6 protein-coding genes are annotated in these 14,257 nt (G+C 48.4%); all 6 read right to left on the bottom strand.

Annotated elements, in window-relative coordinates; genetic code table 11:
- Positions 1-139: 139 nt before the first annotated feature.
- The 6 genes from B1728_RS34095 to B1728_RS34070 all read right to left on the bottom strand — a co-directional run bounded on the left by B1728_RS34095 (position 140) and on the right by B1728_RS34070 (position 14,253).
- A complete protein-coding gene (locus B1728_RS34095; RefSeq protein ID WP_079914876.1) occupies positions 140-1,747 on the bottom strand; it encodes a response regulator in 1,608 nt (535 codons plus the stop codon).
- Between the two features lie 16 nt (positions 1,748-1,763).
- Positions 1,764-3,527 (bottom strand): sensor histidine kinase, encoded by a 1,764-nt coding sequence (locus B1728_RS34090; protein WP_179136318.1) that lies wholly within the window; start codon positions 3,525-3,527, stop codon positions 1,764-1,766.
- Positions 3,528-3,598: 71 nt separating this feature from the next.
- Positions 3,599-4,942, bottom strand: coding sequence for an ABC transporter substrate-binding protein (locus B1728_RS34085; RefSeq protein WP_256865626.1), 1,344 nt, complete (start codon positions 4,940-4,942; stop codon positions 3,599-3,601).
- Between the two features lie 84 nt (positions 4,943-5,026).
- Positions 5,027-5,893, bottom strand: a complete 867-nt coding sequence (locus B1728_RS34080; protein ID WP_256865625.1) for a carbohydrate ABC transporter permease — start codon at positions 5,891-5,893, stop codon at positions 5,027-5,029.
- Position 5,894: 1 nt separating this feature from the next.
- A complete protein-coding gene (locus tag B1728_RS34075) occupies positions 5,895-6,830 on the bottom strand; it encodes a carbohydrate ABC transporter permease (RefSeq protein WP_144028102.1) in 936 nt (311 codons plus the stop codon).
- Between the two features lie 250 nt (positions 6,831-7,080).
- Complete coding sequence (locus B1728_RS34070; RefSeq protein WP_079914874.1) at positions 7,081-14,253, bottom strand: S-layer homology domain-containing protein; 7,173 nt, start codon at positions 14,251-14,253, stop codon at positions 7,081-7,083.
- Between the last annotated feature and the right edge of the window lie 4 nt (positions 14,254-14,257).

Here is a 14,257-nt window from a genome sequence, read left to right as displayed (position 1 = left end):
AAAAGACGGATGCCGTAGTTTCCACGTATGTAAGTTTGAGGCGCATTCCTATCCTATTGTATCATATCGGACGAATATGAACTGAATATGAACAAAATGGGGGGAATGTGGCATTCTGTTTCCCCTTGTGTCCGGGAATTCAATCCACATGATTCTTGTATTCGGTCGGCGAGAAGCCGGTATATTTCTTGAAGCATTGACTGAAATATTGCGGGTTGCTGTATCCGACCTTTTCCGCCACCTCGTAGGATTTCAAACCACTGATTCTCAACAGCTCGGTGGCTGCTTTCATACGGGTTTGCAACAAAAAATCACTGAACGTAATATTTTTTTCCTTTTTAAACAGAATGCTTAAGTAGGTCGGACTGATGTGCACGTAACGTGCTACCTCCTGAAGAGATAATCCTTCTATCGCATAGTGACGTTCTATATAATCGGTTGCCTTATGAACCATGCTTTTCGTTTGAATCTCCCGTTCGCGGTTCGTAATATCTATGAAGCGATTGGCCAGCTGACGTATGGAGTCAAATATCTCCTGCACCGTTTGAAGCCGCTCCAGCTCATGATAGTACGAGTGGAAGGAATCGAAGCCTTCCAAATATTTGGCATTTCGTTTGACGATTTCCTCCAATTCCTTGAACATAAGAAGACTGATTTCGATGCCTATCAGCCGGACCTGGACCAGCGAGACGAATTTGATGTCCAGCACCCTTTGCTCAATGCTATCCAGAATAGCGTGAGCCTCTCTTTCCAGCCCCAGCTTCACCTTCATAACAAGCTCGCTCTCAATGCCGTTTAACAGGATCTCAGTGGAGCAGGACGGAGGCAAGCCCGTATCGCCAACGGTTAATACTCTGTTCGTGCCGATCATATGACGGAATTCAATAGCTGCTTTCGCATCGCGATAAGACCTGGTCACGTCACGGGGGTGATCATAAACAAAGCCTATGCCGACCGTAACCGTCGTTTTCAAATATTTTTCTACATTTACCCGAATCGTTTCCGCAATTTGCAGCGCATGCTGCTCCAGCAGATCCGGCTCTCCATCCCCGTAATAAATGATGACAATCTCGCCTTCGTCCGAATCAAACAGGATGCCTTCATCCTCATACCCGCTTATCGTTTCTTCGGCGACGTTCAATATGCAGTATTTCAGCATCTCCTTCCCGAACCGGTTTTGATAATCGGGGTAGCTGTAATCGTCGGCCGCCAATAAAATTACGACATAACGGGCAGCCGGCAGCCGGCATTGGAGAAAGTCGCTATGGGAACGGATTTCATCCTCGGACAAGTTCTCCTTGATTAATTTCTCCAGAAATCTTTGCCGCAGCAGCGGCATGCCTTCGATGACCTTCCGCTTCATTTCGTTCTCGTATTCCAGCTCAGCCATTGCCCTTTTGGCCGTTTCCATAAGATGCCGTGAATCGACGGGCTTCAATAAATAGTCGAACACCTTTAATTTGAGCGCGCGGTGAGCCAGCTCGAACTCGTCAAAGCTTGTGAGCATAATAATTTTCGTCTCGGGGAATCTTTCCTTGACCGCCTCCGTCAGCTGGAATCCGTCCATAAAAGGCATTCGGATATCGGTTAACAGAAGATGCGGCCGTACCTCGGCTATAAGACTTAGGGCTTCTTCCCCGTCTCTAGCCGTACCCGCAACAGTAAACCCGTTCTGCTCCCACGGAATCGTTCGTGTTAAGCCCCTTCTAATTATACTATCGTCATCCACTATGACTACCTTCATCATCCCAGCACCCCCATGCTCATGATCCGTAAAACGGGATTCTTACCGTCACGATGATCCCTTCACCAAGCCGTTTTTCGTAAAGCAAGCCGTAAGATGCCCCGTAGTTCAGTTTCAGACGTTTATTGACATTTTGGATGCCGAAGCCAAGCATGCTCTCCCCGCCCGACTCCTCCGCCAAGCTGCGATTAATCGCCTCGATCTCTCCTTCCGTCAGCCCCTTCCCGTTATCCTCGACATATAATCGTATTTCCTGATTGGATAACTGGCCCCAGATACGGATTAAGCCTTGGCCCCGTTGCTCCTTCATCCCGTGATAGATAGCGTTTTCAACAAGAGGCTGCAGAGTCAGCTTCACAATATTGCAATTCATAATCTCCGGCACCACATCGATTTCATAAGTGAAATCCTCCCCATACCGCATCTGCTGGATGTACAAATAATTGCGGATATGCTCGATTTCCAATGAGATAGGGATAATTTCATTGCCCTTATTTATGCTGATTCGATAAAAGCTCGATAATGCAGCGACCATTTCGGCAGCTTCCTTATGCTCCTCCATCTCGCAAAGCTGTTTAATCGAAAACAGGGTGTTATACAAAAAATGCGGCTTTATCTGCGACTGCAGCACAGCCAGCTCCGCTGAACGCTTTTTTTCCTGCTCTTCCTTGACTTCATCTAGCAAATTCCTGATTCTAAGCGTCATCTCCTGAATCCCTCTGCTCAAAATGCCGATTTCATTAGAGGGGAAGGTTTTGAACTTAATATCCAGATTCCCGTCTTCAATGCGATTCACTTTATGACTTAACTTAATCAGAGGCTTTGTAATGATATGAACGACAATATTGGAGAGTATGGCAGCAAACCCAATGATCAGAAGCATCGCCGTTATAATGACCAGGCCGATTGAATTAACCTTGTTAAACAGCTCGCTTTCCGGTACAATCGCAGCAATCTTCCATTTGTTGAGGCTCAGCGTATCATAGACGATCAGCATTTTCTCGCCGTACTTGTTTGTGATGTTAATCTGTCCTGAAGGCTCTTCAGCAGTCATCAGTTGTTTTTGCAGCATCGAATCCTCCACATCATAGCGCTGCTCCACATGTTTAAAGCTCATCACCCCGTCATTGCTTACGATGCATAAATAACCATTGGTGCTGATCTTGGCATTGTTCAATAAATCGCTGAAAAAACGGCTCTTCAAATTCATCATGAAGATGCCTTTGGTATGCGCTTTGTCCTTTCCAAACATGCGGTACACACTAACGACCTGGGGGGTTGCCAAAGTAAATTCATCATGTATGTTAAGCCATTTGATTACGGATAGGCGATCATTTTCTAATTTGCGGGCATAGTCATCCAATGAAATGGTAACAGTTGTTGCTAAGGAATTTTGCTTGAACAACGACACCCGGCCGCCATTGTAATAGAACAATACGGAATCGAGCATGGAATAACGTTCAAAGTACGAATCCAGCGCTTTATTCATAAAAATGTAATCCTCCGGCTCTAGCGAGCTTTCCGGATCATCCGTCTTATTCATAATGGCAACCCATTCGGATTTGTTCTCGAGGCCGATCAATTCTGCGATAAAGGCGGTTAATTTGTCGTTCAGCAAGCTTTTGGTTTGAGCGATCGTGTCATTTAAATTGGTAAAAGAGTTCTCCTCCAGCTGCTGCGAGGCAAGAATAAAAGATATGGTTCCTGTGACCACTACGAAAAAAATAATGATAGGGATAAACAACCAAAGGATCGTTGATTTTAATGAGCGAAATACCGGCATGTAGATCCTCCCTTTAGAAGGCATTTAGGGGGAACGAAGCATCGTTCTCCCCAAATGCAATGGACGCTTGCTTATTTTTTCATTGCCGCATCATAATCCGCTTTAGCCTTTTCCATCGAAGTCGCCCAGCCTTTGACGAATTCATCCACCGTCATTTTACCTGTAAGCACTTTTTGGAAATCAGGCTCAAGCTGCTGCGTCGTAATTTTCGTGTAATCAGGAAGATGTGTTGGAAGACTTAACGAAACCGTATCCTTATCCGCCAACACTTCCGCGCCTTGCTGGATATGCTGCGTATTTTTTACGTAGTCGCTTTTCAGTGAATCGGTGTTGGTCGGCATTTGGCCGATGCTTTGGTTCCAATACGTTTGGCTATCCGCGCTCATCAAGAAGCTGATGAATTTCCAAGCTTCCTCAGGATGCTTCGAATTTTTAAACATAACCAGCCCGTTGGCAACGGGAACGACAACTCTTTTGCCGTTAGCGGCTTTTGGCGGAATGACTCCTGCAAACTTGTCGTTACCCAGGTTGGTTAAGTGATCGTTATAGGAGCCGAAGTTATGCTGAATAATAGCGGAGGTGCCTGTATCGAACGTGGCGTTCATTTCCTTGTTACTGTTCGTTACGTCGCTGACAGGCGTGTTCTTTTTATATAGAGCGACATACTTGTTCAAAAATTCCGTGATTCTAGGATCTCTCACGGTTGCCTTACCGTCAGGCGTAAAGTACTCTGTGATACCGGAATAGGCATAAATCATGGAGGTCAGCTGATTGATGCTGCCCGAACCTCCGCGAATACTGAATCCGTAACGGTTATTTTTGATATCGGTCAGCTTCTCCACATCGGTGAAGAAATCATCCCAGGTCGCAGGCGGGTTCAGCCCTGCGCTCTTCACCCAGTCCGTACGATACCAGAGAATGTCCAGAAACATCGTATGCGGCAAATAATACAGCTTCTTATCCGCAGTCAGCCCCCGGTCGAATTGAATAATGTTGGAAGCAATTTTGTCTTTGTCGCTCCACTTGTCAAAATAAGGGTCCAGCTGCTGAACAGCGCCCTTGGCTACAAAATCGGATAACCAAACCATATTGATACCTGCTACGTCCGGGGTATCATTAGCCGCGATGGACACATCGTATTTTTGTTTGGCACCGCTGGCCGGGATCCCCACATACTCTACCTGAATGTTAGGGTTTTTCGCCTGAAAGCGCTTAATTAGCTCTTCATAGAAAGGAGTTCGGTTCGGTCCGGGGTTCTCATCCCAGAAAGTAATCTTCACGGTGTCCGACGCTTTGGCGGCCGGTTCCGATTTCGTCTCTGCGCTTGGCGCATCTCCCCCGGTCCCGCAGCCAGTTAAGGTCAACGATAAGGCAGAACCCATGAGTAAGAGCAGCTTTAGACCCTTTTTGTGCACGTTAACATCTCCTTAGTATTATTAATATATGCTAAATCCCCTTTTGAATAAAGGTCCAAAAAGAGAATTAGTTCGCGAAATTTTTTAGCCTTTCACAGCTCCTGCGCTCATACCCTGCACCAAAAACTTTTGAACGTAAGCAAATAAGATGGAGGCCGGCAATAAAGCGATAACGCTTCCGGCAGCCAAGGCGCCGTATTGAATGTCATATTCGCCCTGCATGTAGCGGAGTCCAACCGGCAAGGTGAATAGCGCTTTTTTGCTGATCAGCATGAGCGCGAATAGGAACTCGTTCCACGATCCGATAAAGGTGTATACCATGGTTGCAACGATCCCCGGCAGCAGAATCGGGAAGATAACCAGGAAGACAGATTTTAATCGGCTGCAGCCGTCCACCATCGCCGCTTCTTCCAGCTGCTCGGGAATGTTGGTAATAAAGCCGCTCATTAATATGGCGTTGAATGGAAGCTGGAACGTGCTGTTAATGATGACTAATGCCATTAAATTACTGGTGAGATGTAAGGTTCTGAAAATCTCGAACATAGGAATTAACAGCATTGCCCCCGGTATAAATTGCGTACATAACAGCAGCAGCATGAACAGCTTCTTGCCTTGAAACTTGAATCGGCTAATCGCATAGCCTACCAGGATGGAGCAGACAAGCACGATCACTACCGTCAGCGCTGCCACGATCAAGCTGTTGAAGAAATACTTGGAGAATCCTACGTTATTCCACGCGATCAGAAAGTTGTTGAATGTGGCCGGCATGGGCCAATATTTGATCGGGAGCTTCGTAATGTCGCTCTCTCTCTTAAACGCCGTGACCAGCGCCCAGAATAACGGAAATAAGGTGAACACCATCGCCAGAAGCATCGGGATATACAATAGTCCAGCTCTCTCCAGCAGTTTGGGGAGAATGGGGGGTGATTTCATACTTTGTGCACTTCTCATGCTACTCTTCCTTTCCATATCCGCTTATTTTCAGGTAGAACACCGCAAACAGCAGCAGGATAATAAAGCCGATCACGGTTAAAGCCGAGCCATAACCAAAGTCTTGGGCGACCACCGCTTGCTTGACAATGTACATCGGGAGTGTTGTAGTCAGATCTATCGGTCCGCCTGTCCCATTAGTCATGACAAAGATTAAATCGACGTTGTTAAACTCCCACACCGCACGAAGCAATGTCGTTAAGATGATGGTTGTTTTCAAAAACGGGAGCGTAATATGGATAAACGATTTCCATCTTCCGGCCCCGTCCACCACAGCGGACTCGTACAAATCGCCAGGGATCGTCTGCAAACCGGCAAGCAGTGCGATAGTGAAGAAAGGAATCCCTCTCCATAATTCGGCGGTTACGATAGAAGGGAATGCCGTATGCACCTCAGAGAGCCAAGCAATCTTATGATCGATAAGGCCCAGCTTCATAAATAGATCGTTGATCGGGCCTATTTGCTCATTGAAGAGTATTTGCCACAAGGTGGAGGTTACGACCCCTGAGATCGCCCAGGGCAGAATCGCTGCCGATCGGAATATGCCGCGGAATTTGAAGGTTTGATTCAGCATGAGCGCAATGCCCAGTCCGCATGCGAGCTGTAGAACTACCTCGACAAATACCCATTTGGCCGATACCCATAAGGTTGAAAAAAACAGCCGGTCCGACGTAAAAATAGCTTTAAAATTGTCCAGCCCCACAAATCCGTTCTCGTAGGCTTTCGCAGGATTGAACTTCTGCAAGCTGTAGTAAAATACATTTCCGACAGGATAGAATAAAAAAACGACAATGAGAATAATGGCCGGCGCGATCAAAATGTAAGGCAACCACGGAATGCGCTGCTTTTGTTTTCTTGCGACCGATCGGTTTACAACGGTTGATGAGTTGGTAATCACTGGGTTTCCTCCGCTTCAGACTTTTATGATTCGTGTTGCTCGCTCCATACTTGAATTGTAAAATAGTTAGCCTGAACGGAGAATCAAATATCATTATCATAGTGTTTAAGTTCATTAACAAAATACTGCCTTAAAGCTTGAAGCTGATTCAGTTACTTTGGAGGAGACACGGCTATTTTTAAATAAACAAGAGAAGCAGGGACTGCTCCCGCTCCTCTTGTTTGCAATGGCTTAAACAATAGCTGCTGTATTAGTTTGTTTTGGCAAGGCCAATAAAATCGAAGGATTGACCGCTTGCGGCGCCCGCAACCGTAAATCTGAAGGTGTGGCTGCCTGCAGCCAGTGCTGCGCTTCCGACTTTAGCCAGGTACATCCCTTGAGCGGCCGACGAACTTACCGTCTCACTTACTGAGCCCACATTGGTACCATCGACGGTTAGCTGCATAGCAGCTCTATTGCCATTACTATTCTTGGAGCCGAGCAGCACATCGTAAGTGCCGCTTGTCGTAACGTTTATCGTAAACTCGATGTATTGATTGGCAGCTCCAAAATTCACCTGCAAATGTGTACTATTCCATGCGCTGTTGCGGTCATGATTGCCGGCCGTATCATCGGCGCCAGTAGATTTGGTGTTATTGTTAGAGGTAGTATAGCTGCCTGCCGGGTCGATATCGTAAAGCACATCGACTATTTGGACCTTATAATAGGCGTTCGATGACGCGTCCTGGGACGTTACTTTCAAGAGATCTCCCGTAACCAGAGGCGTGCTGCCTGTCTTGACCGTATAGACGGCGTCTGTGACGGAATAGGTCTGGTTCAGCCCGTCTGAGGATTCTATCTCCGCCAGCAGCTGGGCTGCGGTTATGCCCGCATTGGCAATAACCGACCGACTCGAATTATACACCGTTGATACATGAGGATGTCCTGCTGCCCTCGCCTGCACATACGTGCTGGAAGGCAGAGCATTAATAGTTAGAACATACGCAGCTGTTGTGCCGTCCTCAGCCGTTACAATGAGTCTATCCCCATTTATGACGTTAGTTTTGGGTGCTCCTCCCGCCGCATTCGTAATGGTATAGGTTTGGGCGGTTCCATCCGTAGATTTCAACTGACCTGGAATGGAAGCAACCGGCGTTGCGGTCCCAGAGGTTGCAATTCTGCGGTCTGTGTTATGAATGGCAGCTATAGTCGTGCTGCCTGCGTTCAGCGCAATATTCGTATTGCTGCCGGCTGCTTGAGCGGCTTGGATTGCATAGGTCATACGCGTCTTTCCGTCCATAGCCGTTATAACCAATGTATCGCCTGCGGCCAGCAGCCCCGATACCTTCTCGGCACTGGCGGCATCATTGACGGAATAAGTCTGCACCGAGCCGTCGGAGGATACGATTTGAGCCTTGAGATCCGCTACGGTTGTGTTAGAAGCAACTTTAACTATCATGGCGTCATTATCAATGGCTGTCACATTAGGATGATTAGCCGCCAACTGAATATTCGTGTTGGATGATAGCCCTGCTTCAGATTCCTTGGCAAATTTGATGTAATCGATAACTATAGACCCTGTACTGGTGGCAACGAATCGCACCGGATAGCTGCCTGCAGCCCCAAAGGTCACTTGGCCAAGATCGGCCGGAGTAAACACATTGGCTGTCGCACTATTCTGATTGACCGGCGATCCGGCTGCATTGCCGTTGACATAAGCCTGAACGGTAGCCCTTCCCGCCGTATTCGTCTTGTATTGGTAGGACACACGATAGGTGCCTGCTGCTGGCACAGGGATGCTGAATTCGATCCACTCACCAACCGGTACGGCATTGGTTTGCAGATAAGTGATCCCATTCGTTGAAGACGTAGATAATGAAATGCCTGCAATGCTCTTTTTGACTGAATTGAGCTGCGTCTCGCCTCGAACCGTAATTTCGAGCGGAACCACAATACTGTATTTTTTCACGGTTGTTCCGTCTTGAGCAGTTACGACGAGGAAATCTCCCGTTTCCAGCATTCCGGAAGGTTTAGCTTTGTTCGAAGAGTCAACAACTGCATAAGTCTGTGTTGTCTCGTCCGTCGATTCTACTTGAGCCACAATGTCAGCCACTGTCGTTCCCAGCGCTGCCGTAATCGAATTATTTATTTTGTCCAAGCTTGTCAAATTTGGATGACCCGCCAGCTTTAATTGGATCGAAGTATTGTGCGGATCCTGAACCCTCGTATTTGGATAGGTTTGCTTAGTCGAGACTGTTACACTGTTTACATCTGCAAGAGCCGTCGGATTATTACCCCAAACATCCTTATAGTAGGAAGAATTCGTAATTGAGATATTACTTGCATTTTTCAATTGAATGACATTCGGGTTGCCTGTGCCGCTTACCATTTTCATCTGGTCTAAGGCGGCATTTTTCACGTCATCCAGTACGATGGCATACCGGTCATCATTTTTCTCAAAGTTGGTTGTAACATTGGTCAAGGTGAGCCCGTCTACATGTCTTGCCCAGAAGCCGTATGATGGTTGTTCACCAATATCAGCAACGTTATATTTGCCGACGCCCAGCTCCGGAGGACTGATCTCCGAATCGGCCAAGCTGTTGCCGCCCTTCACCAGAAGGGTAACATTCTCAAAATGCAGATTCTCAATGTAGCCTATATTGCGCCCGTCCGGCAGCACCGGTCCGCCTTCACCCACCTTGTAGCCCGCAATGATCGGCGTCGCCTTGTTCTGGTTCGTATATTTAACCCAGCGCTTGGAAGGATCGCCATATTGGCTTCCACCATAAACCTCTTCAATGTTAACATCCTTGATAAATACGTTCCTTACCTGCCCGATATTGACGTTCGTGCTCAGCAGTTCGTCTCTTTGAACACCGTTCTCCATAAATTTCATTCGTTTGGCATCGCCGCCGATCACGCGTCCTCTATTGGAAATAGAGATAAAGAACGGTGCCCGCGTACGTCTCATCTCGGACTTATGATGCACCGGACCTGTCATGCCGTAGTTCAAATAAATATTTTCAATATGACCGCCGTCGTTAGTGGATATGGAGAATCCGGCCTTATTGCCAGCGAGCACATAAATATTGTCCACGTAGACGTTTTTAATATCATCTACGGTTTCACTGCCGATTTGGAACAGGTTGCAGTTGGTGTCGCCAATGATATTGCGAACATAGAACGTCGTTGCCGGTCTGGTAAAGCCTAGCGAAGAGTCGCTGCCCGGCTTGACAATGTCATCGGAGGTGCCTTTAGCATAAATATTTTTTGCCGTTACGTAGCTGGATTGCATATAATCAAACACATCCCGAGCTCCGCCGCCGCTTCCTTTATCATAATAAAAGTCATGCGTATTGATATAATCCGTACCGGTAGCCAGCATGGCAAAGTGGCCTGCTCTATCGACTCTGAGCATATTGCTGATATCCGTTAGTCTGACTTCATTGGTGCCGTCAGGATTAATGCTTTGAATATAGTAGGGCTCATCCTTCGTAGGGTTATTCGTTTCTTCATACCAAAGGTCCAGCCCGTTATCCAAACCGCCGAACTCGAAGTTCGTGCACAGCTTGACGGTCACCATTTTATCCGTGCGATTATCCGGAGCATTATCCATAACGCCGTCACCGGTTACCAGATTTCCGTTGCCTGTGATTTTGCCGTTGCCGATGATTTTAATATTGTCCAGCCGTTCCCCGAAAAACATGCTGTTTCTAAAGTAATGATGCCCTACATCCTGCTTGGTCAAATAATTTTCAGGGTCCTTGTACGGCCCTGTTGCGGTTGGAGAAGTGCCGGACCGGTATCCTTTATCCGAGAAGTACGTGGTCTCAGGAGCGTCCCCGCCCTTCAAGGCCGCAATAGTCGCATCCTTATGGATGTACAGGTACACATTGCTTTGGAGATGAACGGTTCTCACGTTAAACGTGCCGTTCTCAAAGAGCAGCGTTCCTCCGCCTAAAGAATTCAAATACATAATGGCATCGTTAATGGCTTGGGTATCGTCCGCTTTGCCATCGCCCTTGGCTCCCATGAGCTTGGCATTGAATTTGCCGGTATAAAACTTGGCAATATTCGAGTCTCCCGTATTCTCTCCGCCGTTAACGGCAAGCTTGAAGTAGTACTCGGTATTCGGAGTGAGGTTCGTTACCTCCACTTCTTCACCTTGCGCATTGACTGCAAACGGGCTCTCGGTCCATGTAGTTCCCTTATCCGTCGATTGCATCAGCTTAATGGAAGAAGCGTGTTTGGCCGCGCTCCAGCTGAACTTGGCCTTCGTATACGTATCGCTGGTCTCTTTGTAGGTAAGACTCTTATCCAATACCCGGTTAAAATTGCTGATGGTGCTGACCACGGTTAAGCTTACCGTACCGGTCGGGCTTTTTAACACTTCCGGCTCCGATGTTGTGTAAGAGGCTTCAAATGTATAGCCGCCCTGCTTCAAGTTCACGCCCTCGAATGTAATTTCGAGATCCGCTCCGTTGGCCGGTCTAAAGTCAAGCCCCTTGAAGTTGAGAACCTGGCTTCCGTCCTCTTGATGATCAATGGTCACCGTACCCACCTGCTGAAACCGGTATCCCGCTCCCGTTCGGCCTATGGATTGCGTTGCAAGCTCGGATAGCTTAACTTTCCCTCTTCCGATCACGTTTACGGAGGTGTTATCCATCGTGACTCCAACTCCCTGCGGAACCTTAAGCACAACCTCCGTTGCCGGACTTCTCATCCCTGCAAAAAAATTCAACACCACATCGGACGGCGTATCGGCCGTTATCGTGTTTTGGACAAGCTCCATCTTTCCTCTTAACGCGCCTTTGATGAAGTTAACCGTGTAGTCGCGGGCTGCCTGGCCTGCGGTTACCGTTAACACATCCCCTTGTGCCACAGGATCTGTCATTGATTTGGCTTGACCATTCGCTCCCTTGACTGCGTAGGATTGGGCGGCAGAGGTCTTGGCGGTGATTTGGTTCAGCAATTCTTCTACGGTATTGACTGTCAGCGTAGTAAGACCCGCCCCTTCAGCCGTATCCACTGTATAAATATAAGTATTGCCGGAGGTAATATGGATCACGCCATCGGTAATATCGTTAATATAGTTGTAATCCCCTCCTTTTAGTTGAATATCTGTCGGCGCGCTTTTCACTGGGACGACAACCTCCAAACTTGCCGTATCGGCTTTCGTATTGTCGGACAATCTCGTTACTTCCAGTACGAGATTTACCATAGTCTGAGCTGCCGGCGGCATGACCGTTCCATCAAGAGCTATGACGTTCGGGTCACTTGATGATTTGATCGCAACAGCGAACCCCGGCGGTACGGTCGGCAGCGTCAGTACCGCAGCATCCTGCGGTGGCGCGGCAATCGAGGTTATCGACTTTGCCACATCGGCTGCTGTTTGCTGCACTATACTTTTGGCAGGGACGACAACCTCTAGGCTTGCCGTGTCGGCTTTCGTGTTGTCGGACAATCTCGTTACTTCCAGTACAAGATTTACCGTAGTCTGGGCTGCCGGCGGCACGATCGTTCCGTCTAGAGCTATGACGCTCGGGTCACTTGTTGATTTGACCGCAACAGCGAACCCCGGCGGTACGATCGGCAGCGTCAGTACCGCAGCATCCTGCGGTGGCGCGGCAATCGAGGTTATCGACTTTGCCACTTCAGCTGCTGTTTGCTGCACTACACTTTTGGCAGGGACGACAACCTCTAGGCTTGCCGTGTCAGCTTTCGTGTTATCCAATAGTCTTGTGACCTCCAATACTAGACGGACTGTTGTCTCCTCCTTAGGCGGAACAATCGATCCGTCAAGTGCAATTACGCCCGGGTTGCTTGACGTCTTGATCGCCACAGCGAACCCTGGCGGTACAGTAGGCAGCGCCAGAGCAGTGACATCCTTCAACGGAGGGGTTATCGCGGTAATGCTCTCCGCAACCATTGCCGCCGTCCTGCTGAGAATGGGATTGCCCGAGCTTCTCCGTGAGGAGGTACCGCCTGCTGCTGCCGGTGTGTTAAGATCCGTCTTAACCCCATCTGCCACGACCACGTTAGTTGGTTTAGATTCTATTTTCACGTCATCCGCATTAATTAAAGCGGTTTCAATTTTACCCGGTCCTTTAATTTCCACCGGCGCATCGATCTGGAATTTCGTCACGGTCGAACCTGAGGCCATTTGTACGGATGTGCCAGCCGCCGATTTTTGTATGCCGATACCCGTCACTTTTCCACCCAAAAGCTCAATCAGTGCCTTTGTCCAAACGTTAAGCTGGCCCACATTTCCGTCCAGCATCCTCACGCTGGAGCCGACCGCCTTCTCTTGCACATCGATCGTATCGATGGAGCCCTTCGTCAGCTGTACCGTCACTCCTGGAGCTTCAATGGCAACCTGGTTAAATTGTCCACTTAGTTTAACGGGCTGTTCGGCCGTCTTCGTACCGACTACTTGAACAGTGCCGAAGCCTTTTCCATTTGTATCTGCCGTTTCCAAGATCGCCCCGGAAATCAGCTCTACGTAAGGTATTTCCGATGTTCCTTGCATAAGGATACGAACCTTGCCGTCGTACTTCTGAACGAGCAATGTCCCTGCCAGCTTGGAATTATCAATGACAATGCTGTGCTCGCCTCCGCCCCGGACGACCGTACGGCCTTTGACGGTGACATGCTCCAGGGACACATTGCCCTCTCCGACACCTGGAGTAATAAACAAATCGCCTGAGATATTCATGTCTTTCAAGGTTACGTCTTTGGTGTTAATAACCAGATTCGAGCTCACGTCTCCGGTATAAGTCCCCGCTGCGGACTTCAATTCGCCGGCCACACTGTCCATCATCTTCACGAATTCCGCTCTTGTAATGCTGGCCAACGGATCGAATCGGCCATTCTCGCGACCAGTGACGTACCCGCCTTCTGTCAATGCATTGACATATTCCTTGCTCCAGCTCGCTATAGCCCCGGCATCGGAAAAACGGTCCGACGCCTTTGGATCCTTCGCCTTCAAATCAAATGCCCGGGCAAGGACCACCGCCGCTTCCTGCCGGCTAATCTGAGCATCCGGATTGAAGTTCCCCTTATCATCCCCAGCTACGATTCCGGCAGCTGCGGCTCTGGATAGATCCTTTGCATACCAGGCGCTGGAAGCTACGTCAGGAAACCTTTGAGCCGATTCACTTGAATACGCGAAAACCCGATTTACTACAGAGACAAATTCCGCCCTCGAAATAGGCACATCCGGCTTGAACGTCCCATCCTCATAGCCGTTAATAACGCCTTTCTGAGACCAGCTGCCAATCTCTCTCGACGCCCAATGATTGGAAACATCCGAGAATGATACTTTGACTGTGGAGTCCGCTAAGTCTGCAGTCTTAGCATAGGCCGTCATTCCTGTCGTCGCCATCGAGAACACCATCGATAATGACAGGAACGAAGCGAGCGTTTTCTTCGTCTTGCATAGCATGACT

Source organism: Paenibacillus sp. 32352 (assembly GCF_002042965.1).
In the GTDB taxonomy this organism is placed as follows: Bacteria; Bacillota; Bacilli; order Paenibacillales; family NBRC-103111; genus Paenibacillus_S; species Paenibacillus_S vulneris.
The sequence above is the reverse complement of the archived record's forward strand: the minus strand, read 5'-3'. Positions and strand labels throughout refer to the sequence as shown.